General features: G+C 40.4%; 21 protein-coding genes. 6 read left to right on the top strand and 15 right to left on the bottom strand.

From position 1 onward, the window contains the following. Positions 1–211: 211 nt before the first annotated feature. From HGR01_RS10665 to HGR01_RS10645, 5 genes are all read right to left on the bottom strand, one after another. Complete coding sequence (locus HGR01_RS10665; protein WP_045872876.1) at positions 212–631, bottom strand: type II toxin-antitoxin system VapC family toxin; 420 nt, start codon at positions 629–631, stop codon at positions 212–214. Continuing rightward, the gene (locus HGR01_RS10660) at positions 632–856 is read right to left on the bottom strand and encodes a hypothetical protein (RefSeq protein WP_045872877.1); all 225 of its coding nucleotides are present in this window, start codon (positions 854–856) and stop codon (positions 632–634) included. It abuts the gene before it with no gap. Between the two features lie 94 nt (positions 857–950). Beyond that, complete coding sequence (gene murJ, locus HGR01_RS10655) at positions 951–2,567, bottom strand: murein biosynthesis integral membrane protein MurJ (protein WP_045872878.1); 1,617 nt, start codon at positions 2,565–2,567, stop codon at positions 951–953. Between the two features lie 129 nt (positions 2,568–2,696). Further along, positions 2,697–3,203 (bottom strand): pentapeptide repeat-containing protein, encoded by a 507-nt coding sequence (locus HGR01_RS10650; protein ID WP_045872879.1) that lies wholly within the window; start codon positions 3,201–3,203, stop codon positions 2,697–2,699. Between the two features lie 130 nt (positions 3,204–3,333). Then, entirely contained in the window at positions 3,334–4,842 is a 1,509-nt protein-coding gene (locus HGR01_RS10645) for an LCP family protein (RefSeq protein ID WP_045872880.1), read from the bottom strand. 115 nt (positions 4,843–4,957) lie between these two features. Here HGR01_RS10645 and HGR01_RS10640 point away from each other — a divergent pair, with 115 nt between their 5' ends. The 5 genes from HGR01_RS10640 (at position 4,958) to HGR01_RS10620 (ending at position 11,715) form a co-directional block, all read left to right on the top strand. Further along, the gene (locus tag HGR01_RS10640; RefSeq protein WP_045872881.1) at positions 4,958–6,022 is read left to right on the top strand and encodes a mannose-1-phosphate guanylyltransferase; all 1,065 of its coding nucleotides are present in this window, start codon (positions 4,958–4,960) and stop codon (positions 6,020–6,022) included. A gap of 327 nt (positions 6,023–6,349) precedes the next feature. Further along, the gene (locus tag HGR01_RS10635) at positions 6,350–7,993 is read left to right on the top strand and encodes an ABC1 kinase family protein (RefSeq protein ID WP_045872882.1); all 1,644 of its coding nucleotides are present in this window, start codon (positions 6,350–6,352) and stop codon (positions 7,991–7,993) included. A 5-nt stretch (positions 7,994–7,998) separates the two neighbouring features. Continuing rightward, positions 7,999–8,982 (top strand): ATP-binding cassette domain-containing protein, encoded by a 984-nt coding sequence (locus tag HGR01_RS10630; protein WP_045873025.1) that lies wholly within the window; start codon positions 7,999–8,001, stop codon positions 8,980–8,982. Positions 8,983–9,159: 177 nt separating this feature from the next. Continuing rightward, on the top strand, positions 9,160–9,948 hold the full coding sequence (locus HGR01_RS10625; protein ID WP_045872883.1) for an ABC transporter permease: 789 nt from the start codon (positions 9,160–9,162) through the stop codon (positions 9,946–9,948). Between the two features lie 897 nt (positions 9,949–10,845). Beyond that, positions 10,846–11,715, top strand: coding sequence for a polyphosphate kinase 2 family protein (locus HGR01_RS10620; protein ID WP_045872884.1), 870 nt, complete (start codon positions 10,846–10,848; stop codon positions 11,713–11,715). 24 nt (positions 11,716–11,739) lie between these two features. On the opposite strand, the gene HGR01_RS10615 is transcribed toward HGR01_RS10620, so the two are convergent. Further along, positions 11,740–12,753 carry a glycosyltransferase family 2 protein gene (locus HGR01_RS10615; RefSeq protein WP_045872885.1) on the bottom strand — a complete coding sequence of 338 codons (1,014 nt, stop codon included), beginning with the start codon at positions 12,751–12,753 and terminating at the stop codon, positions 11,740–11,742. 15 nt (positions 12,754–12,768) lie between these two features. After that, a complete protein-coding gene (locus HGR01_RS10610; RefSeq protein ID WP_045872886.1) occupies positions 12,769–13,473 on the bottom strand; it encodes a C40 family peptidase in 705 nt (234 codons plus the stop codon). A gap of 22 nt (positions 13,474–13,495) precedes the next feature. Between HGR01_RS10610 and HGR01_RS10605 the strand changes: the two genes are divergently transcribed. Further along, positions 13,496–14,434 (top strand): serine hydrolase, encoded by a 939-nt coding sequence (locus tag HGR01_RS10605; protein ID WP_045872887.1) that lies wholly within the window; start codon positions 13,496–13,498, stop codon positions 14,432–14,434. A 294-nt stretch (positions 14,435–14,728) separates the two neighbouring features. Here HGR01_RS10605 and HGR01_RS10600 read toward each other — a convergent pair whose 3' ends face one another. From HGR01_RS10600 to HGR01_RS10565, 8 genes are all read right to left on the bottom strand, one after another. Further along, positions 14,729–15,670: a 50S ribosomal protein L11 methyltransferase gene (locus HGR01_RS10600; protein WP_045872888.1), complete on the bottom strand. Its 942-nt coding sequence runs from the start codon at positions 15,668–15,670 to the stop codon at positions 14,729–14,731. A gap of 172 nt (positions 15,671–15,842) precedes the next feature. Further along, positions 15,843–16,421 (bottom strand): hypothetical protein, encoded by a 579-nt coding sequence (locus tag HGR01_RS10595; RefSeq protein ID WP_045872889.1) that lies wholly within the window; start codon positions 16,419–16,421, stop codon positions 15,843–15,845. A gap of 366 nt (positions 16,422–16,787) precedes the next feature. Beyond that, complete coding sequence (locus HGR01_RS10590) at positions 16,788–20,369, bottom strand: filamentous hemagglutinin N-terminal domain-containing protein (protein WP_045872890.1); 3,582 nt, start codon at positions 20,367–20,369, stop codon at positions 16,788–16,790. Between the two features lie 319 nt (positions 20,370–20,688). Beyond that, the gene (locus HGR01_RS10585) at positions 20,689–20,886 is read right to left on the bottom strand and encodes a hypothetical protein (RefSeq protein WP_045872891.1); all 198 of its coding nucleotides are present in this window, start codon (positions 20,884–20,886) and stop codon (positions 20,689–20,691) included. A 73-nt stretch (positions 20,887–20,959) separates the two neighbouring features. After that, positions 20,960–21,799 (bottom strand): GNAT family N-acetyltransferase, encoded by an 840-nt coding sequence (locus tag HGR01_RS10580; RefSeq protein WP_045872892.1) that lies wholly within the window; start codon positions 21,797–21,799, stop codon positions 20,960–20,962. Positions 21,800–21,906: 107 nt separating this feature from the next. After that, positions 21,907–22,308: a hypothetical protein gene (locus HGR01_RS10575; RefSeq protein WP_045872893.1), complete on the bottom strand. Its 402-nt coding sequence runs from the start codon at positions 22,306–22,308 to the stop codon at positions 21,907–21,909. Then, positions 22,305–22,844 (bottom strand): hypothetical protein, encoded by a 540-nt coding sequence (locus tag HGR01_RS10570; protein WP_045872894.1) that lies wholly within the window; start codon positions 22,842–22,844, stop codon positions 22,305–22,307. The genes HGR01_RS10575 and HGR01_RS10570 overlap by 4 nt, the downstream gene beginning before the upstream one ends. A 26-nt stretch (positions 22,845–22,870) precedes the next feature. Beyond that, positions 22,871–23,077 (bottom strand): type II toxin-antitoxin system Phd/YefM family antitoxin, encoded by a 207-nt coding sequence (locus tag HGR01_RS10565; protein WP_045872895.1) that lies wholly within the window; start codon positions 23,075–23,077, stop codon positions 22,871–22,873. Between the last annotated feature and the right edge of the window lie 4 nt (positions 23,078–23,081).

Below are 23,081 nucleotides of genomic sequence, written 5' to 3'. Positions count from 1 at the left end.
ACAAATTTTTTTGGCCGCTTCATCATAGCTTTCGCAATCAACTATGTCAGCAATGTGAAGCAAAAAATTAGTATCTAATTGTTTGATCAGTTGTACGTATAAACCTAGTTTTGACGAAAAGCGATCGCTCCTGCTCCATTTTTGATACCAACAAAGAGGTGATCGCAGTTCACCCTTATTAGGATATGGATGTTAAATAATGATGCTCTCTTCAAGTCCAATCCTGTATGCTTAAGCCGGAAATTTGTCCAAAATCAGCAGAATTTCGAGTCAATAGGATAGCTTGATTCACAAGCGCGATCGCCGCAATTTTTAAATCCATCGTTCCAAGTCGAGGATATAAGGCCTTAAGACGTTGAAATTCTTGGGCTGCTTGTCCATCAAATTCTAGGATTGGGATAGCACAGTAATTAGTTAATTGCTTCTTCAACTGCTTGTAAGCTTCAACTTGTCCCTCAAACGTCCTAGCCTTTGCCAGATAACTCAACCAGCCCCGTGTTTGTTCTTCGTAGCTAATAATGGTTGCTACAATCTCATTAGGATTGACATTTGCCAATCGCATGAGAAGACGCTGCGCTCCTGCTCCTCCGCGATCCAAAATGCTGAGATGATCTGTATCAAGAATGTACATCTAAGCATCACTTGATTCTATAGAGCCGGAACGCAGGGATTCACGATACTCACGTCCTAGCTCCATAGCTTCATCATAAGCTGAGTTTTCAGCAAATGTACCAGTTATCCTCTCCCACCAAGGTTTTGTTGGCAAAGCAACAACTTCCAATTTGCTTTTGAGGCTTGCAACTTCAGCCTCTAGATTTGCTACTCGTTCTTCCAGTGGTTGTGGAACTGTTGACATAACTTATTAATGATTAAGTCCTTTGCTTTTATTTTCTAACAGAGACTATTTGTAGTCTATATTTCATGCACAAGTTTAATCAAAGACTTACATACTATACTTGATTTCCCTTCTTCAAAAATCGTTGACGCATCCGCACAACAAAAGTATTTACCTCTGGTATCTTCATCCAGGAGGCAAAGATTGCAAACAAACCAAGACCTACTAAGCCAGCAATAGATAACTCTATTAGTAGAATTACTAAACCAGATTTACCTAACACTTGCTGACAACCGAATAAAGTTGCATAACTAGCTACACCAGAAACTAAGCTAGCCGCAGTTAAACTAATAATCGGTACACTCCACTCTCGCCAAGGTAAACCATTAAGTTTGCGATCGAGCAGCCATAACAGCATTAACATAGAGCTACAATTTACGCCTACGGTTGCTAACACCAAACCAGGCGCGCCAAATGGTTTCACAAAAAACCAATCCAGTACAATATTCAGAAAGATATTCAAAACACTAATGCGAAATGGTGTTTGACCATCACCTAAAGCATAAAATACCCGGACTAAAACATCACGCCCTAAATAGGCAAACATCCCAATTCCGTAAGCAATTAATAATGAAGAAACTAGCTTGGTAGCCTCTTGCTTAAAAGCGCCGCGCTCATATACTATCTGCACAATGGGGACAGATAAAGCCACCATCAGCGCGCCCAGAGGGAGCATAGTTACAGCGGTCAGCAATAACCCTTGACGAATACGTATTTTGAGATCTGGCCAATTGTCTGGCTCCGCCAATTTCGCAAATATTGGTAATAAGGGCAACAAAATAATATTAGAAATAATGCCTAAGGGAGTTTGGACTAAAAGATTGGCATAGTTAAAACCAGCCGCTGCACCGGGAATAGGACTAGCAAAATAAAGGTCTGTAGCCACATTAATTGGCATCATCCCAGAAGAGATGGTTGCCGGAGTCATAATTTTAATTACTTGTTGAACCCCTGGGGATTTGAAATCAAACCGTAGCCGTAATGTGCCTAATCCTAAGCGCCATTGCACAATTAACTGCACCAACCATTGCAAAATGGCTCCGGCTAAGGTTCCCCAAGCTAACATCATGCCGCCGATGTAAGCGTATTCTGGGAGGATAATATCTTTGCCGTATTGCAAAGCTAAAATCCCAATCCCTGCAACAACAGTAATACTAGATAATAAAGGACTAATAGAGAGTAACCAATATTGATTGGCAGCGTTGAGAGTACCAAAACCAATGCCAATTAAGCCAGAAAATAGAGCCATTGGGGCCATGATGCGGATTTGTTGGATGGCGATCGCTCTGGTAGTCTCTTTTAAACCATGACCAACAAAATCCACTACTACATCGGCAAAGACAATTTGCGCCAATGTCACCAGCAACAGCAATCCACCTACTAAGGTTGTAACTGTTTCCACTAAAGGAGCCGCTTCTTCTTGCTTGCGTTTAGCTAAAACGCTCACAATAGCACTGTGTAACGGCCCGTTCACACCACCGAGTAATATTAATAAAAAGCCAGGAATAATGTAGGCATAACTATAAGCAGTAGCAGCAGCACCCACACCAAAAGCAGCTGCGATCGCTTGCTGCCTTACTAAACCAAATACTTTACTAATTAAGGTAGCTATGGCAACAATGCCAGCAATTCCTGCAAATGAACGAGAGGGCTTTTGGTCTTGTTTAGTCACGAATAATACCTGACAACTCTAACTGAGTGCATATGTCAACACATTTAACCTGCAATTGTAGAGTCTATCAGGCAAATTATCAAAAATTAGTTATTTGGTGTTTGGGGTTTGGTATTGGTGATTTTCTTCCTATCGACAACCCAAACTATCGCGTGTGGAAACTCCGGTTACTGGATTAACTCCATCGGCGCGATCGCATAATAGCGATACTTGATAGCGGTCTATTAAAGCATCTGTAAAATCGGCACCAGTGATTTCAGCATCATAAAAGCGGCTGCGGGTTAAAGTTGCTTCTGTAAAAATGGCATTTTTGAGGTTGGCATTATCAAAAGTTACCCGATCCACTAAAGCGCCTGTGAGGTTTGCACCTTCTAAATTGGCTTTGAGTAACACACCTTTAGTTAAAATTGCATTTGTTAAGTTGGCTCCTGCAAAATTTGTGCCTCGCATTTCTGCTGCCACAAAAGTTACCCTAGCTAAATCGTTATGTGAAAAGTCACGATTCTCTAAATTAGTGTTGTTGTAATTTATTGTATTTATTTGAGCAAAGGCTGGTCTAGGAGTAAGAATCACCCATAAACCAGCCAATATCAAAATCAATATCAAGCTAAAAAAGCGTAACCAAAACTTTTTCATAACTTTTTTGTAGATTCAAAAGTCAAAAATTCATCATAAATTAATTTTAACTCTTGACTTTTGTACAGACGCAATTAATTGCGTCTCTTAAATCTACAGACGCGATCAATCGCGTCTCTCCAACTCTTAACTATTTCCAATCTTTACCAATTTGGATTGTCAGGTCAGATTCCAAATCACCAGTCGCAGTCACTTCAATTTGACCTAAACCAATAATTTTTTGGAGATCAATTCCTAATTCTCGCTTACCTCCTTGCACAATAATTTGAGTTTGGCGTTGGGTATCAGGCCAATCTGGTACCGGATAAACGTTGGTGAAGCCTTTTTGTTTGAGAGAGTTGATAACTTTTTGAGTTAACTGTGGTTGATTGGAAGCATTTTGAATAGCAATTTTGAGTTTAGTAACTGGTCGTACATCCGGCTTGAGACCAGGTACATTCACCCCAACATAATCATTCAATAGGCTTTGTTGCCCAGTCATATTCAACCAATAACTATTGGGGTCTTGGCTGAAGCGGCTGAAGCCACCAGGTAATACGGTCATTTGGAAATTATCCCGTTCCAGATTTACGGAAAAATTCACCAATGCCATCATTTCTTCAATTTTCAGGTTGGTGTCAAAGTACTTCCGCATAATGCGGGTTAATTGCGGCAACCTGGGTAAAACTGTAGGACTATTTAGGCGTTCTACTAACGCTTTCATCAGCGCTTGCTGTCTTTGAACTCGGGGTAAATCACCTAAACCGGGTTCGCGGTAACGAATAAATAGTTCTGCCTGTTCGCCGTTGAGCGTTTGCCAGCCGCTTACTAAGCTAACTGACTGACCAGAGGCGTTTTGATATGCCATTGGTTTCGGCACAAATACCTCTACTCCACCCAACTGATCTACCATTTGGCGTAAGCCGCTAGTAGAGATCCGCATATAGCGATCAATTGGTGCATTATTTAAAGTCCGGCTAATTACCCGCGCTGCCAATACTGGGCCGCCTTGAGCGTTAGCATCAGATACTTTAGTTAATCCCTTTTCTGGGATAGCAATCATCGTATCCCGAGGAATTGACAGCACCTTCATGGATTTATCGCCAGGGTTGAGCCTCACCATCAGCATCGTGTCGCTTTTGCCAGCAAAACTTTCTGGTGAGCCGTCAACAGTACCTTTGACTGGTTCAATCCCCATGATCAAAATATTCATGGGTTTTGAAAGCTGATATTCAGAGATTTTGCCCCATAATTCCCCAGGAAGTGGAACTTTTGCCTGTTCCTTCCCAGATGTTCCTGCGTCTTCTTCAGTTTGGTCGAGATTACTCCATAAAGGAGTCCACAACGCCAAGGTAGAAACTAGCAGCCCAGATAAAACGATACCTAAGACAACCGTTAACACCCACAATAGCCAGCGTGGCATGGTTAAGCCTAACCGCTCATAAAGCTGGTTAGGAATTTCACCTACAGACTCGACAACACCACGGGAAACATTAGTAGCTTGTTGGGGTCTATTTTCTTGCTCTGGTGCTACTGCTGGTTGAGGCGTAACTTGAGTATCTGACTTTGGTAATTGTTGAGGCTTAACCTCATCTAAATCTAAAGCTGGTACTTGTTGAGGCGTGACTTGATTTTCCGTCCATTGCATTTGTTTAATCACAATTATCTCCCCACTCAACCACTCCTTAAAAGTATGTTAGTCCAAGCTACAAATCTTGCCAGTAGAAAAGCCCACTGTAAACTTGTAATGTTCTTTAGTAAAGTTGTATGACATAATGACTAATTCATTGTTCCCGGTAATTCTTGCTGGTGGTAAAGGTGAGCGTTTTTGGCCCTTAAGTCGTTCGGGACGACCCAAGCAATTTTTAAGTCTTGATGGTAGCTCTAGAAGCTTATTACAAGCAACCGCCGATCGGTTGATAAAACTCGTGGGCGGGTGGGATTCTGTGTTTGTCATCACTTCTAATCAGATAGCTGAAGGAGTGCGACAACAGCTGCCAGAACTGCCTTCACAAAATTTATTGATCGAGTCAGAGGGAAGAGACACTGCCGCAGCTGTTGCTTGGACAAGTTTAGTCATTAAACAGCGTTATGGCGAGGATGCGATCATCGGTTTTTTTCCAGCAGATCACTGGATTGCCGATCAAGAAGCGTTTGCTAACACCTTAAATGCTGCTAGCTCTTTAGCGGCAAGTACAGAAGCGATTGTCACACTGGGGATCAAGCCTACTTTCCCATCCACTGGTTACGGCTATATCGAACAAGGCGAAAAAATTGGTACCTTTGATGAGTTGCCAGCTTATCACGTCAACCGCTTTACTGAAAAGCCCAACCGGGAAACGGCAGAAACTTTTTTATCAACGGGGCGTTTTAGCTGGAATAGTGGAATGTTCGTGTTTCGGGCCGGTGTTGTTCTCAAGGAACTATATACCCACGCGCCTGAAATTATCGAACCTCTAGCACAAAATGGCCCTAGTATCTATCCGCAGTTGCCTAAGAAAAGTATAGACTATGCACTTATGGAAAAGACCACTTTAGCATATGTCTTACCAGTGGCATTTGGCTGGGATGATTTAGGCGATTGGAATGCGATCGAACGTTTACTGAAAACAGAAGATACTCCTAATGTGGAACTTGCTACCCATGTGGGGCTTGATACCCAAGGAGCACTACTTTACGCCACCGATCCCGAAGATGTCATTGTTACCATAGGCTTAGAGGATGTAGTGATCGTGCGCGATCGCAAAGTTACCCTCATAGTCAAAAAAGACCGTACCCAGGAAATTAAACAAATCCTTAAAACACTCCAAAGCGATCCCCGATTTACCGACTTGCTATAGCTGTAAAAGTTAAAACCCTTGGCAGAGGCTAAGATTCTGCTATTTTCATTATAACTAGGTATTGGGGACTGGGTACTAGGTACTAGGGACTAGGAAGACAAAGGAAATTAATAATCCCCAATCTCCTGTCCCCAATCCCCAATCCCCAATCCCCATTACCCCTTATCCCCAGAGGGGGCCCCGAGTTCCCCAATCCCCAATCCCCAATCCCCATTACCCCTTATCCCCAGAGGGGGCCCCGAGTTCCCCAATCCCCATTACCCCTTATCCCCAGAGGGGGCCCCGAGTTCCCCAATCCCCAATCCCCAATCCCCAGTCCCCAAAAAAATGTTCCTCACTCAAACAGTTCCTCGTCAACGAGAAATTATTGAAGTAGTCCTGCGTAACGGCTGGGACTATATGCGTAGGTTACTTACTGGTGGTAAAGCTGATGAACCACAATTACCAACACCTGCAGTATTAAAAAACATTCTGGTGGATTTGGGGCCTGTCTATGTCAAACTAGGGCAGCTACTTTCTACCCGTCCTGATTTACTTAGCGCTGGCTATATTGATGAACTTTCAACTCTGCAAGATGAAGTTCCACCAGTTCCCTGGTCAGAAATTGAAGTACTACTGCGCCAACAGCTAAAAACTCCTTTGGAAGAGACTTTTAAAACGATTAATCCTGTAGCGGTAGCGGCGGGATCAATTGCTCAAACCCATAGGGCTACATTAGCAGATGGTCGAGAAGTGGCTTTGAAGGTGCAACGTCCGGGGATTGATTTAACAGTAGCTCAAGATATTGCCTTAATTCAAGGGATTGCTGATTTAGTCGCACGCACGGATTTTGGGCGAAACAACGAAATCAAATCTATCGCTGAAGAATTTACTAAAGCCCTAGAAGCCGAGTTAGATTTCACTAGGGAAGCAGAATATACAGACCAACTCCGCCGCAACTTATCCCAGGGTAAATGGTTTGATCCCCAACAGATAGTAGTTGCTGAAATTTATTGGGAGTTGACTACAGAAAAGTTGATGGTGATGGAGTGGTTAGAAGGAGTACCTCTGCTCACCGCAAATTTAAGTAATCAAGATGGTAAAGATCCGATCGCAGAACGGAAAGCGCTCACGAGTTTACTATTTAGAGCTTTTTTTCAACAACTATATATAGATGGATTTTTTCATGCTGATCCCCATCCGGGGAATGTATTTTATCTGCAAGATGGTCGGGTAGCTTTGTTAGATTGTGGCATGGTGGGTAGGCTCGATCCTCGTACCCAGCAGATTTTAACAGAGATGTTGTTAGCGATCGTCGATTTGGATGCTCAACGCTGTGCCCAGTTAACTTTACAGCTAGCAGATTCTAGCCAGCCAGTGATTTTAGCGCGACTGGAAAATGATTATGACCGGATGCTGCGAAAGTACCTCAACGTCAATTTATCAGCCATTAATTTCAGTCATGTCATTTATGAAATTCTGCAAGTCGCCCGCAATAATAAAATTCGCTTGCCCAGTAACATGGGGTTATATGCCAAAACCTTAGCTAACTTAGAAGGGTTAGCCCGTGGCTTCAATCCAGAATTAAACTTTGTTGATGAAATTCAGCCATTACTCACAGACTTGTTCCGTCGTCAGTTAGTCGGCGAAAATCCCTTGCGATCGCTCTTAAGAACAGCATTGGATCTCAAAAGTCTTTCTTTACAATCTCCCCGTCAGATTGAACTACTATTAGACCGAGTAACATCAGAAACATTGCAGTGGAATTTATCGCTGCGGGGTTTAGATGGCGTACGACGGACTATGGATGATGCTGCCAATCGTCTCTCTTTTAGCATCCTAGTAGGTTCACTGATTATGGGAGCAGCAATTATTTCTAACCACGCCCAGACAACTCAACTATCTTTGTTAAGCAATATCTTGTTTGCGGCTGCGAGTCTGTTGGGATTGTGGCTAATTTTGAGTATTTTGCGATCGGGTCGTTTAAAATGAGGTCTATGCCGATAATTGTGGCTGAAGACTTAAATAAATTTTATCCGGTGGCGGTAAAGGAACCTGGTATTAAAGGTACAATTGCTCACTTTTTCCGCCGCACCTACCGTTCTATTAAAGCAGTTCAGAATGTTTCCTTTGAAATTGCTACTGGAGAAGTAGTAGGTTTTTTAGGGCCAAATGGTGCTGGTAAAACTACTACCCTAAAGATGCTCACAGGATTAATTCATCCTACTAGCGGTAGTGTGAGAGTTGCAGGACAAATTCCCTTTCAGCGCCAAGAAGCATTTTTGCAAAAAATTACTTTGGTGATGGGACAAAAGCAGCAATTAATTTGGGATTTACCAGCTTTAGATTCTTTAAACATTAACGCGGCTGTTTATAACATCCCTGATAAAGAATTTCAGCGGCGAGTCGGAGAATTAACAGAGATGCTTTCCCTAGAAGGAAAGCTTACCCAACCAGTAAGAAAACTGTCACTGGGTGAAAGAATGAAAGCGGAACTTTTAGCCGCACTCTTACATCGTCCCCAGGTGTTATTTTTAGATGAACCTACCTTGGGATTAGATGTGAATGCTCAAGCTGGAGTTCGTGATTTTTTACGCGAGTACAATCAGCGTTATCAAGCGACTGTTTTATTAACAAGCCATTACATGGCTGACATCACAGCTTTGTGTCAACGAGTGCTGTTGATTCATCAGGGAAAGCTGATGTACGATGGCAGCTTGGATGAACTTTTAGAACGCTTCGCTCCTTATCGAGAAATTCATTTAGAGTTAGCTAAATGTTTGCCTAAAGAAAAACTTATTTCTTATGGAGATTTACAACTATTAGAAGGGCGAACGGTGCGTTTTTTAGTACCTCAAGATACACTAACGCAAACAGTATCTCAAATTTTAGCTGAGTTAGAAGTAGTAGATTTACAAGTAACTGAACCACCAGTAGAAGAAGTGATTGGCAAAGTATTTCAGTCTGGAGTTGTAGAATAAGTGCTGAGTGCTAAGTTGCAACAGACGCGATGAATCGCGTCTGTACAAGAGTGCTGAGTATGTGTATTTAAAGGTAAACGAATTTTTATCTTTAATTCTCTAGTTATGTACTTAATTTGATTGCAAACTGCTATAAATAATCTGCCAAGACTTACCAAAAATCAACACCAAACAGAAATGAAGCGAATTATTAGGAAAGCTCTAACTTTACTTGCAGTCTACTATGCTTACATCCTTGAATACCGAGCAGAAATGATTTTATGGGTGTTGTCTGGTTCGTTACCTATTATTTTTATGGGTATCTGGATACAAGCGGCCCAAGGTGGACGCTTTAATTTGACACCTGTCGATTTTGCTCGTTATTTTTTAGTAGTTTTTGTTATTAGGCAATTTACTGCTGTTTGGGTAATTTGGGATTTTGAAAAGGAAGTGGTAGAAGGGAAGCTTTCTCCTAGATTATTACAGCCTATTGACCCTGTATGGCATCATGTTGCCATTCATGTTTCTGATAGATTTGCACGCCTACAGTTTGCATTTATTTTAGTAGCTTTATTTTTTATTCTTTATCCCCAAGCCTTTTGGGTGCCGAGATTGGGTAGTATATTATTGTTTGTTCTATCAGTATTAATAGCTTTTATATTGAGATTTGCAATTCAATATACATTTGCAATGTTCGCTTTTTGGACAGAAAGAGCGACTGCATTAGAAAATCTTTGGATGTTATTTTATCTATTTTTATCAGGTATGATTGCACCTTTAGAGGTATTTCCTGACTCTGTAAGGACAATTGTGATGTTAACACCATTCCCCTATCTAATTGATTTCCCTGCTAGTATTTTGATTGGACTACCTGTTGATTTAGGGCGTGGTTTTCTAGCACTGATAGGTTGGACATTAATATTTTTAGTTTTAAATCGCTGGCTATGGCGTATGGGTTTAAAGCGCTATTCTGGTATGGGAGCTTAATTCGACTTTATCCATTTAGAATTCCAATATACTTTGTCAGGAAATAACTATCCTAGCATCTAATACACCATCCACGCGGCGGTGCGTTACGGCTAAATTTTATTATCTCTAAGTCCCAAATCCTTTCATAGCCGTAACACACCCCAATACTTGTCGGTTAAGGGGAAAAGGGGAAGGGTAAAAGGGGCAAGAAAAAACCTTTAACCCTTACCCTTTCACCTTTTTCCCAAACCAAATTCCGAGTTGAAAATCCTTAACCGAGCAGTATTGTAACACACCCTACTTATCAATACTTGTCGGTTAAAGGGAAAAAGGTGAATGGGAAAAGGGAAAGAAAAAACCTTTAACCCTTAACCTTTAACCTTTTCCCCAAAACCAATTTTGAGTTCAAAACGTTTAACCGAATAGTATTGCCCTACTTATAACTTTTAACATTGGACAAACCTAACTAAAAATATTTTATCTATGTGCCTATCAGCTTAGTCTTTAGGTAGAGATAACTGTTAATTGTTTGTGTGATATTAAATAAATCATTTGTATTATCTAAACTTTTTACCGGAGCGATTAAGCAGCAGTCAAAACTTAAATAAACCCCTACAACCACTAAAGGTTGCAGGGGAACAGCAAGATTCGATATTGATTTATGTTCAATATCACTGAGTACATTTGATATTCTATGGTCTTTCAGTAAATACAATTATTAATATTTACTGTGATTATTGCTACAATACCTACTTTATCTCAGTGTTGTGCGAAAGTTAGGTTTTAAGCTGACTTATTGCTGGGACAAGGCTGCGATCGCAGTATTGCCCACCCCATGATTTAAAATTAACTGTATCTATTGGTGTTGTGTCGTTGCACATATGCTACTGCTGAAATTCAGTCAGGCTAAAACCTATGAACCATGATGCTTTTATTGTTAAACCAGGCTCAAAAGTTTCTTTAAATAAGCAGTATGACCCAGGGTTTAAAGGAAATTACCAGCAAAAAGCTGATGCTGAAGGTAAATTAGAGGCAGATATTCAACGATTAGCTTATTACCAAGACGTTCTCTACGCTCAAAACACCTATGCATTACTAATTATTTTTCAAGCAATGGATGCTGCTGGTAAAGACAGCACAATAAAACATGTTATGTCCGGGGTTAACCCCCAAGGTTGTCAAGTTTTTAGTTTTAAGTCGCCAAGTGCTGAAGAATTAGACCATGACTACCTTTGGCGGTCAATGAAAGCTTTACCTGAACGGGGTAGGATTGGGATATTTAACCGCTCATACTATGAAGAAGTACTAGTAGTACGTGTTCATCCGGAAATTCTCAAAAAACAGCAACTTCCACAGTTTCCTCAGGGAAATCATATATGGAAGCAGCGTTTTGAAGAGATTAATAATTTTGAAAAGTATTTAGTAAATAATGGCATTGTTATCCTCAAATTCTTTTTGAATGTTTCTAAGTCAGAACAGAAAAAAAGATTTTTAGCTCGAATTGAATCGCCAGAAAAAAATTGGAAGTTTTCTGCTAATGATGTGCGAGAAAGAGCTTTTTGGGATGATTATATGAGGGCTTATGAAGATGTTTTCCAAAATACTAGCACTGAATGGGCACCTTGGTATATTGTTCCTGCCGATCACAAATGGTTTACACGTCTGACTGTGGCTGATATTATCTGCACTAAATTAAAAGAGCTTAATCTTAAATACCCTACTTTGAGTGAAGAATATCAGCAGCAACTTTTGCAAGCAAAGCAAATTTTAGAAAGCGAAGATTAAATTTGTTGTTCTTTTATTGTTATGTTAGTTAACATGTTTTGCTATGACTTCCCGCACTCGATATATCGGTCTACCTTGGGATTCGTGGTAAGTACGCATCAACAATTCTGCTAATAACCCAAAAGAAAATAATTGCACCCCTGTTACTAATAACAGCACCGCTAAAATTAGCAATGGGCGATTACCAATCATTTCACCCCAAGCTAATTTGATAAAAGTCAGGTAAATCCCTAAAATTGACCCTAAAACCATTGATAATAAACCTAACAAACCAAAAACATGCATAGGCTTTGTTAGGAACTTTTTCATAAAAGATATGGTTAACAAATCCATCATGACGCGGAAAGTCCGCGATAATCCATACTTACTGCGACCAAAGCGGCGGGGATGATGACGGACAGGTATTTCGGTAATTCTTGCGCCTTCAATGTAAGCTAAAGCAGGTAAAAAGCGATGTAGTTCTCCATAAAGGTTCATATCTGCCAAAACTTCGGCACGATAAGCTTTGAGAGAACAGCCATAGTCATGTAATTTTACGCCAGTAATGCTACCAATTAGCCAGTTGGCAATTTTAGAAGGAAGTAACCGCGATAAAGCCGCATCTTGGCGTTTATGTCGCCAACCACTCACCAAATCGTAACCTTCTTCTAACTTGGCTAATAATATGGGTATGTCAGCTGGGTCATTTTGCAAATCCGCATCTAAAGTGACAATCACCTTACCCAAAGCATAGTTAAACCCCGCCGCCATCGCCGCAGTTTGTCCGTAGTTACGGCGCAAAATTACGGCTTTTAAATCATTGCGGGTTTTAGCTAGTTCCTTGAGTAATTCGGCGGAACCATCAGTTGAACCATCATCAACACAAATGATTTCATAGGTTAACTGATTTTCACTGACAGCAGATGCGATCGCCTCTAATAATAATGGCAAACTTTCTACCTCATCACGTACTGGCACCACCACCGAAATATCAGGGACAATCGCCAAGCTTGTGCCATTTTCCCCTTCTGTTCTCTCTGAAACCCAGCCAGTCGTCATATTTTTTCCCTGTCCTCAGCTTCCCTGTGGTTCGTAACTCTTGACAACTCTGCCAGCACCGCGCAGTTGTTGATAATATGACTGACTAACAGCATCTCCCTGTTCCGATAGTTGGTCAATGCCAATACCATTGCGTCCTTGGTCTTTCCCGGAACTATGGATATAGCGACCATCTCCTAAATAGAGTCCCACATGAGTTGCTTTTTGGGGAGTGCCAAAAAATATCAAATCTCCGGGTACTAATTCTGCAATGCTAATTGCTTGGGTAAAAGCTTCTTGCTGGTAAGCATCGCGCGGTAACCAGATTCCCACAGACACAAAAGCCGCTTGCATCAACCCCGAACAATCATAATTTGGCCCTACCGTACCGCCCCACAGGTAATAATTTGATTGTTGCATGGCTTGGTGCGTAAAAGCGATCGCCCCTGGTAGCAGTTTTTTAATTTCTGCTTCCGTTAATTTTGCTGCCCGATAAGGTAAAGTAGCTGTTTGTAATAAACCCAAATCACTAAGAGATACCCACCCTGGATAGTCATCTTCACACAAACAAACTTCAACAGCGGCATCCTGATGATTTGATGTTACCCGCAAATGTCGCCCAGCTGCGGCTTGAGTCGCCAAGCGAGTACATTCAGGAGAATCATATAAATTGAGGTCAGCCAGACAATTGTACTCAGCCGCGTTGAGATTTTGGATTGGAGATTTTAAATTAATGACCATTCTCTAAGGTTAATAACTAAATATGGTTTTCTTCCGAAAAGACGAACAACTCGAAAATCTCGGATTAAGTATTTTAGAAGCAACTTGGGCAGCATTTCCCACATTAGCGCGGAATCAAATTGCTTTGACTTGGATTGTCTACGATCCCCCAGTTCTCGTAAATACTGGTGGGGCTTTAACTCCTGATGCTTTTTGGAATCATAGTGTACGTGGTTTTACGTATCGGGGAGTAGAGCGCATTTACCCAGCTAGTGTAGTGAAATTGTTTTACTTGGTAGCTGTACAAGAATGGTTAGAAAAAGGCATGGTGCAAACTTCCAAGGATTTGGAAAAAGCCATGCGCGATATGATTGTTGATTCCAGCAATGATGCTACCAGCTTAGTGGTAGATGTGCTCACAGGCACAACTTCCGGCCCCGAATTACCCCCCGGCCCCTTTGAAACTTGGAAATCCCAGCGTAATTTTGTCAATCGCTACTATCAGTCTTTAGGTTGGGAAGAAATGGAGACAATTAACGTCTGCCAAAAAACCTGGGGTGATGGCCCTTATGGTAGAGAAAGGGCATTTTATGGAGAAATGCTAGAAAATCGCAATATGCTGACCACCAATGCGATCGCCAGATTATTACATAGTATCGTTGGCGGAGTCGCAGTTTCCAGCGTGCGATCGCAAGCAATGATGGCTTTATTAAAACGCAGCCTCAAACCCGAAGATTTACCCACCGATGTTGATGAAGACCAAGTTACAGGCTTTTTAGGCGGTGGAATTCCCCAAGATGCTCAACTTTGGTCAAAAGCCGGCTGGACAAGCCAAGTGCGCCATGATGCAGCATATATCGAAATTCCCGAACGCCGCCCCTACTTGTTGGTAGTATTCACAGAAGGCAAAGCTAACGCCAGAAGCAGAGCAATTTTACCTTATATATCCAAGCTAGTTGGTGAAGCTGTCGCCAGTTTGTAAATGTATGGACTGATACCAATTCAAAATTCAAAATTCAAAATTCAAAATTAAGAATCCAGACAGGACAAGACTTTGAGTCTGTATATCTGTCGCATTCTTTTTTCAATTTGGTATGACAAGGCTAAAATGTGGCAATATAATTTTCTTGTGGGGTGGACATCTTGTCCGCCCAGGACGGGCAAGATGCCCATCCCACAAGAGTTTGAGCAATGCACTATTTTAGCCTGTTCACGCCAATAGGGTGCGTTGTCGCGCAGCGCAACGCACATTTTAATTGCTTCGCAACTAGCATATTTATTTCAACTGATAAGCCAAAGCCAGCCATTCATCTTGACGTTCGCAATCTACATATTCAAATCCTGCATTTGTGAATGCTACCGCCAAATCTTCCTCATAATCGCTCGTAAAACCAGCTAATATGACTAATCCTGAGGAACGCAGCGCTTGTTGATAATCAGTAGCCAAAGCAATATGCATTCTCGCTGGGATATTTGCCACAATCAAGTCAAATTCCGCTTTTGCTTCCACTGTCGGGACATTGTTAATAGAATCTCCACCTAACCAATGTCCTAACTCGCTACCACATCCCAGACTACCTTCTGTGACTGTAACTTGCTGTTCTACGACATTACGCAATACAGCATCTTGAGTTGCTTCCACAGCAATAATGTCATTATCTAAAGCTAAAACATTTGCGCCCAATTTTGCGATCGCCACACTCAAAATCCCAGAACCCGAACCTAAATCCAGCACGTTCATGGCTGGGTTAATATAACGTTCCAATAGTTTCAGGCTGAGTATGGTTGCAGGATGTAAACCACTACCAAAAGCCAAGCTGGGTTTAAGTCTTAAGGTAATTTTCTCATTTGATTCTGAACTATATGATGTATCAGCCGAGATAACCACAAACTTTTCCCCAATTCGCCGGATTAAGGGATTTGCTAGCTCTGATTTTACTGGTTTTTCATCAACTACAGCCATTTGCAGAGCAGTAGAAAGTCCTGTACGTTCTAATGATGAAAGCAAATTGGCAATTTCTGTACTACGGCTATTTGCATAGACATCATTAGGTAAGTACAAATTAATGCTTAAATCCCATGCTGGAGATGCGCTAACATCTGGTTTACTATATTTTGTAATTTGAATTTCATCAGTATAGTTATTTTTAGCCAGTAGCGTACAAACCCAATCAGCCGCCTCATTGGTGGTGTCTAGGCTTAATTCCATCCATGACATAGCGATTCCTTTCCGGCCTAACCGCATAGGTGTAGAACAAATCTCACCGAACAACAATGCTGACCGGCGGAAGTTATATTTTAGCGGATTGGGGGGACTGGGGGAAAAGGAAGGGGGCAGGGGGCAGGGAGCAGGGGGAAATTCCCATTACCTATTACCAAACACCAACTATTTAATTTATAAAGGTGAAGCTGGAGACAACCTGCTCAAATACGGCTTTATTAAAGATGCTTGTGGGTTTTCCTTGATTGAAATTATAGGGAGCGGAGATAGTAATGATATATTTGCGATTTGGACTGAAAAAAGCAACTGTTTGCTCTTCTCCTAAGGTGTTAGAAGTGTAAATAATCGCAGTTTCATTAGCAACTTTCGTATTGCTAAATTTATCTGCTGTATGATGATTTTCTTTGATAATCTCTGTCAAAGTGCGATTTTGATCATTAACTGGTGTTGTGTCAATCGAAATATTAGGTGGATATTCTCTAGGTGCTTTGTTTTTGATTAAACATTGTGTCAGTGTAAAATTGTTAGGGTCAAGGATGAGAATAGCATTTCCCTTAACTGCCATAGCTCTATAGTTATTGGGAATATTAAATTGATAGCCAAGTTGTTGTTGACGAATGGTTCTAGTTTGATTTGTAGGGGCAACTACTTCCTTTTGGTGACAAGTTTGAGCATTGACTAAATTAGGATAAGCAGCAAAATTTAAGCCTGTGAAGGCGACTCCTAGTAAAATATTTTTAAGTTGCATAATTTATCTATCTTTAGATATTGCCAATTCCTAATTTGTATAAATTTGTAATACAAATTGAAATAACGTTTGCGACAAATAAATTCTTTGTAGGGGCACGGCATCCATAATCTTTTGGTATATCCAATTATCTTACTGGTGCCGTGCCCCTACCCATCTGTCGCATTCTTTTTTCAAAATGGTATATCTTTTTAAACGCAGAGGATAGCGCAAAGTAACGCAAAGTATTTCCTATGCAGTCTGCTATAAATATATAGAATATAGACGGAAGAGTAGTAGAGAAAGTGCCTTATGCTTGGCGGAAAGATTAGTGAGAAATAATCAGGCTAAAAGTTACTAATAATTTGATTTCTTCGCTGTTCTCTTTCATTGACTTTTAACAGCGCAGCTAGAAGAATTCAGCCAGGAAGCGGAAGATTGAGGTGTATGAGATATCAGCGTCACTTCGCCTTTGTTGTTAAATACCCAACCAGTTGCAGGCATAATTAATACTGCCTTTGGTTTGACTGGGTTTACAGTAGCCTGAGTTGTATTTCCCTGTTCTGTCGTACTATTTCTCAGGCGAATATCTTCCCACACAGTATCGCTGCTGAGAAGTTCGTCCGGTTTGGGAGGTAAACCGCCACGTCCTATATCAGTAAATGCACTACCTGCTTTCTTATTGACACCGCCACAGCTTTGAGCAATTTGCTGGGAAGGGTCAGAAGCATTTGTGGGTAGGGAAACGATTCCTTTGCTGGGGTCAATATCTGGGGAACTGATGCTGACTATACCGTTTAGCTGCGGGTTGGTTTGGGAAATGGCTGTAATATCATTACTACCCAAAAATTGCGGGTTAAGTTTCTCTGGGTCGGTTGTACCTAATTTCTGCTCAAGTTCTGGTCGAGTGAGAGTCGCTAATCCTATCACTCCTTTAGCGTTAATTTCGATAGTCCCGCCGCTACCAGAGAAAGCGTTGGCAGCGATATCATTATTTTCTAAAGCAGGAGAGACGATAAAGCCATGATTAGTATCTAGATTAATGGCGATCGCACCTCCATTACCACCAGCACCTTGTCTCCCTGCGGTAGTTGATACAACACTTTGGCGGCGAAACAGCAGTAAATCTTGCAGGTTGAGGTTTATACTACCGCCTTGACCACTGTTGGTATCGGCTGTAATTGCGGCTTGATTATCCAGAGTTAGCCGATTAGCGGTAATGCTAATATTACCAGCCACACCAGTACCCTTACTATCTACAGAAATTCTCGCAGTATCTTTAATGGTGACTTGCTGGGGGTCAATGTTGATTGTACCGCCATTACCAGTAGAGTTTGCTTCTGTATTGGCGAATAGTCCACTATATTGATTAATAGAACCAAGTATGCGCTTCAGTTCGCCATCAGTTTGCGGTAAAACAAAATTATAGGCATATTGAAGTTGATTAATTTGCTGCTTTAATTCATTAATTTTTTGCACAAAAGTAGAGTCTTGAGCCGCAATCAGAATTTGCTGCAGTCCATTGAAGTTATCGAGTAAATTACTAATTGGTTCAAATAAACTTTTCAGTTCTGGGTTATTTGCAATTAGACTAAAATCGTAGCTATTTGTAAATAACTCAAATTTTTCTTTTAGTTCATTAAGTAATTCAGCAGAATTAGGATTAGCTAGTAATTCAGTTAATTTATTAATTAAATTATTAATTGGTTCTAATATCTGTTGATTTCCTTGGTTATTGTCAATTAAAAAAACATCATAGATAGCTTTCAAGATATCAAGTCTATTTTTTAGTGCATTCAGTCTTTGCTCATATTGATAATCTTGTCCAGCAATTATAATATTATCAGTTGCATTAATTTTGACACTACCTGCTTCTCCACTTCTATAGGCATTGGTAGTAATTTGTCCGCCGCTTGTCAGATTAAGATTATTCACATTAATACTGATATTTCCACCTCTCCCTCTACTTTTAGAAGGAGCGCTCAAAACTCCGCCATCACTGATATTTAATGTTCCAGTTTTAATAGTGATGTTACCACCAGCCCCAGCATCTGATTTTTCGCTTTCTGTATTCACAGATAAGCCGCTAGAAATTCCGAGCGAAGGTGCTGAACCAGATATTGTCACAGAAGCCGTAGCTTGGTTTTCATCGTTGAGAGGATTAATAATAATATTCCCACCGTTACCACTATCAAAGGTTTCCGCATTGATTTTTCCTCCCTCTGTTAGGGAAAGAAATTGAGTTTTGATATTGATATTACCTGCATGACCACTACCAAAAGTCTGGGCTTCTATTCGGGATGTATCACTTAAAGAAAATGATTGCGTAATTGTATTCAGATTACCTGCATTTCCACTGCCAAAAGTTGTGGCTTGAATTAGCGATTCTTTACTAAAAGAAAGTTCCTGGGCTTTGATATTGATATTACCTGCATTGCCTCGCACATAAGTTCTGGCATTTAAAATAGAATTTTCTGTAAAAGATACTGTTTTGTCTGCCGTAATAGAAACATTTCCACTATCCCCGGCACCCAAACTACTAGCATTTAAAAAAGAACTTTTTGTTAAATATAAAGAAGCCGCAGTGATATTAATATCACCGCCACCACCGCCTACTTGCTCAGTTAAATTTTGGATATTTACTGCCAGTTTATTGCTACCTGTATTAATACTACTGTCTGATAATGAGACTGTACCACCAGTTGCATTTACAGTTACACTTCCAGCTTTGCCATTTCCCAGAGTATTAGCGAATAGAGAACTTTTATTAATTAGAGATACTGAACCAGCCTCGACATTAATGTTTCCTCCCTTTCCGGAACTATTAGTTAATGTTTCTAGAGTACTGTTAGTTATCAATAAATCTCCTAGAGATTTAACTATGATATTACCTGCGTCATTACTAGTCGAAAAATTACTATTATTTATTTGAGAGTTGGTAATCGTGATTTTTTGGGGAGAAAAATCTGCATATTCTGAGGCTCCAATCAAGATTCTGCCTAGATTACCTATAGTAGATATTTTACTGCTATTCTCAATTTTAACTTCTTGGCGCGCACTAATCGCGATATCGCCTGCATAGCCGGAAGCAATATTATTACTATTCAAATTAGAGTTATTTAAGTAGACAGAACCACCAGTAGAGTTGATGCTGATGCTATTAAAATCACTATTATTAGAATTACGAGCAACTTTGATATTACCTACATTAATATCACCAGGAGCAGTGATAGTTATATCTCCACTAACACCGAGTGAATTATCAGAGATAATATCTTTTACTGTGATATCATTGTGAGATTCTAGGGTTAAATTTCTGCCTACTTGTAATTGACCTTGTAAGTCAAGATTACCAGCTACTAAAGTCAAATCTTGCCCAGCTTGTAAATTTCCAGTATTATTAATAGTTGCAGATGAATTCGCGCCAAATTGTAACCCCGGACGCAAGCTAACTGTTAGCAGTGGCGCAGCTTCAGTATTGGTAGCGCTAAACTTTAAACCATTTTCAAACACAAAACTATTGGCCGTTGTCGCCAAAAATGAACCTGCAACATCTAAGCGGGCATTTGAACCAAAAATGATACCATTGGGATTGAGAAAAAATAGATTTGCTTGACCATCTACACCCAAAGTTCCAAGAATATTTGAGGCTTCATTACCTGTAATTCGAGTGAAGATGTTTTCAATCCCCGCAGGATTAGTAAAGTAAACTCGTTGTCCATCACCAACATTAAATTTTAAGAAACTCTGGAATAGGTTTGTACCTCTGGTAGCACCACCTTCAATTAAGGTTGTTGGTAATCCTTGAATCGTAGCATTTGGTGTAATTATGGAACTTTCTGCACCTAATGAGCTATCTGGGATAATTTGAGCGCGTGCAGAATTCGTCAATGCAGTAGTAACACTAGTTATTACTAATACAATTACCAACCTCAATTGCCATAAATGCTGACGAGTAGATAGAATCATGTCAGTATCGCCTCAGAAGCCTTTTTTGCAACTAGTTTATACAAGAGGCAGCTTAAAAGTAAGTATATTCTTGGATAAAATTATTCAATATTGTACTCATCTCCTCGGGGAAATGGCGAGGATTTGATACTATAGGCAGAATGCGATCGCAATATTGGTTGTCAGGTGTTTTAATCTTGATCACAATATTTGCTGCGATCGCCTCAAATCTGTGACAGTAAACTACAATTTCTGACTGTGTCCCATCTTCTTGATATATTCGCCAATTCCAAAAAGTAACGCATCATATTACAACTGTATAGGCGATGCTAAAAGCTAGCTACGCATAAGCAATTGCTGTTTTTGACACTACAATTGCTGCTTTTGATACTACAATTGCTGCTTTTGATACTACAATTGCTGCTTTTGATACTACAATTGCTGCTTTTGATACTACAATTGCTGCTTTTGATACTACAATTGCTGCTTTTGATACTACAATTGCTGCTTTTGACACTACAATTGCTGCTTTTGACACTACAATTGCTGATTGCGTTTATCCCAAAACAATAGATAGACAAAGACAAACGGGTAAAAACATAGATATACGCTTACTCCCTCGAGGTGAAAGAGTATTCATCCCAATCGCAAATAGGGCGATACCCAATCGCTTGATAAATATGATTAGCTGTGGGATTGGCTAAATCTGCTATGAGGAAACAATAGCGACATCCCTGATCTAGCAGTTTTTGGCTTAACGCTGCGACACAAGCAGTCGCATATCCTTTGCGACGATACTCTGGTGGTGTATAAGCTAAATTAATTCGACCAATTGTAGGCAAAACTTGTTTACTAGAAGCAACGGAAACTGGAGTACTATCTTCCCATAAATAAGTATTCTGCTGTTTCAAGCGATTATCTACTTGGTGTTCCACATCTTCGCTTATCGCCTCATCTATCTCAGATAAAAATGCAGAAAGCCATTTGATTAAAAGAGAGCGATCGCTTTTTGTTGCCAGTCTGAGATATCCTCTGGCCATTGAAACTTTTTGCACTGCCGTTAATTGGTAAATTTTCATTACCACCGACCGTTGATAGAATTGTCCTGTCAGCGTTTGCCAAGTATGCGAGAATATTTCTGCCTCAAAAGCCAGTCCCATGCTTCCTGGTAGTTCCTCTTGACGCAAATCTTGAGCAATTAACCGCAAGGCATCTATATTTTGGGCTTTGGATAATATCAATTTTTGGGGTGGGGTGCGGATGGCAACAGCCACAATCTCGCCATTTTTTTGGACAATTGCTAAATAAGGCTTACTCAGATAACGTTCTGGGTTATGCAATAAGGTATGCAAAATACTGAGCAAAACATTATTTTCTACCTGGTGCTGAAGTAAGTAAGCCTGAGTACAGTGCCAGAACTCCTGAATGTTGTCAAATCGATGTAGTTGCATGATTATGTTGGACTCACGAACGATAATCGAGAGCTATCAGTAATCCACCATAAAAAAGGTGACTTCTGCTTCTTGAATATTAATATTTACATTCATACACTTGAATGTTAACTAGATTTTTTATCTAAAGTTAAAGTACTCAACTTTTGTTCATCAAAAGTCAACCCATGACGTTCTAAATATGGACGCAGATTTATTTGAATAAATAAATCCTTCAGTTCTTCAGCGATTTCTTGAGGTGGATTTCCAGATAATGCGATTGCAATCAAACGTTCTGCTGCGCGAAATTCACCGCAGTCAATAGCAAGGGTTGCAGCGCTACGATGTAATACTGAACGTGTTGGTTCAGCATCAAGTTGATTGGCTATGAGTGCAGCAGCTTGAGATTCCTTATCTAACGCTTGTCGAGAAAGTTGAATAGCTTGCGCTAAGTCACCTCTGAGCTTAACAGTAAAGGCTGCTTCGGCCAAATCCATCGCCTGTTGATGTAACTCTTGAATCTGACTCATTTTTCTAAAATAAACGATTGAGGTCTGCTGAATTCAACAACAATAATGTAAGCGGGAAATTTACCATCTGAAGGATTAGTTTGCTCGATTTTTTGTTTGATTCTAGCTCGAATCCTGCTATCTTCTGCTTTACGTATACCTGAAACTTCCAGCCTGACTTTATTTTGAAATGGAAGTTCACCTGCTGTATTTTCGCTACCCAACCAATAGTCAAATCCAGTACCTTTGCGCGATCGCTCAATCACTGTAAACTCAGTTAATTGTCTGATGAGCATAAAAGCAATACCATAGGCTGCTTGTTCTGTTGTAAACTCTTCATCATTCCAGCAACGCAGCATTTGCTCTGTGACAGGTTGCCAATATAGTCTAAAAGTAGTATTGAATTCTCCGTTCACCGCGAGTTCTACACCCTGCAAATGACCTTGTTCTTCTAAACAAACCGCACAAGCTTCTGCTAAAGTAGCTCCAAAAGATGGAGTTATGGCGGGTAGCCCTTCTCCTAATTTAGTTAATACTAAGTCTTGGGATTTGTCCAAGCTAAACAGAGTGAATTTTAGTGTGATTAGCTTGATTGTACGTCAAAGTCTTCAGACATCACAATTAAACCTTTAGCACTACCAAACTTTGGACGAGGCTTTGTTTCAGCAATTCGTACAAGTTTAACTAAAGGCTGATTTTCACTTGTGATTATTACCTCTTCACCTTCAATCACAGATTGAGTTAATTCAGGTAAGGATTTAGTAGCTTCCAGAATATCGACTTCATGCATACAG

The sequence above is a fragment of the Tolypothrix sp. PCC 7712 genome, from assembly GCF_025860405.1.
Taxonomy (GTDB): Bacteria; Cyanobacteriota; Cyanobacteriia; order Cyanobacteriales; family Nostocaceae; genus Aulosira; species Aulosira diplosiphon.
Note: the sequence above shows the minus strand (reverse complement) of the source record. Positions and strands in the feature narration are given on the sequence as shown.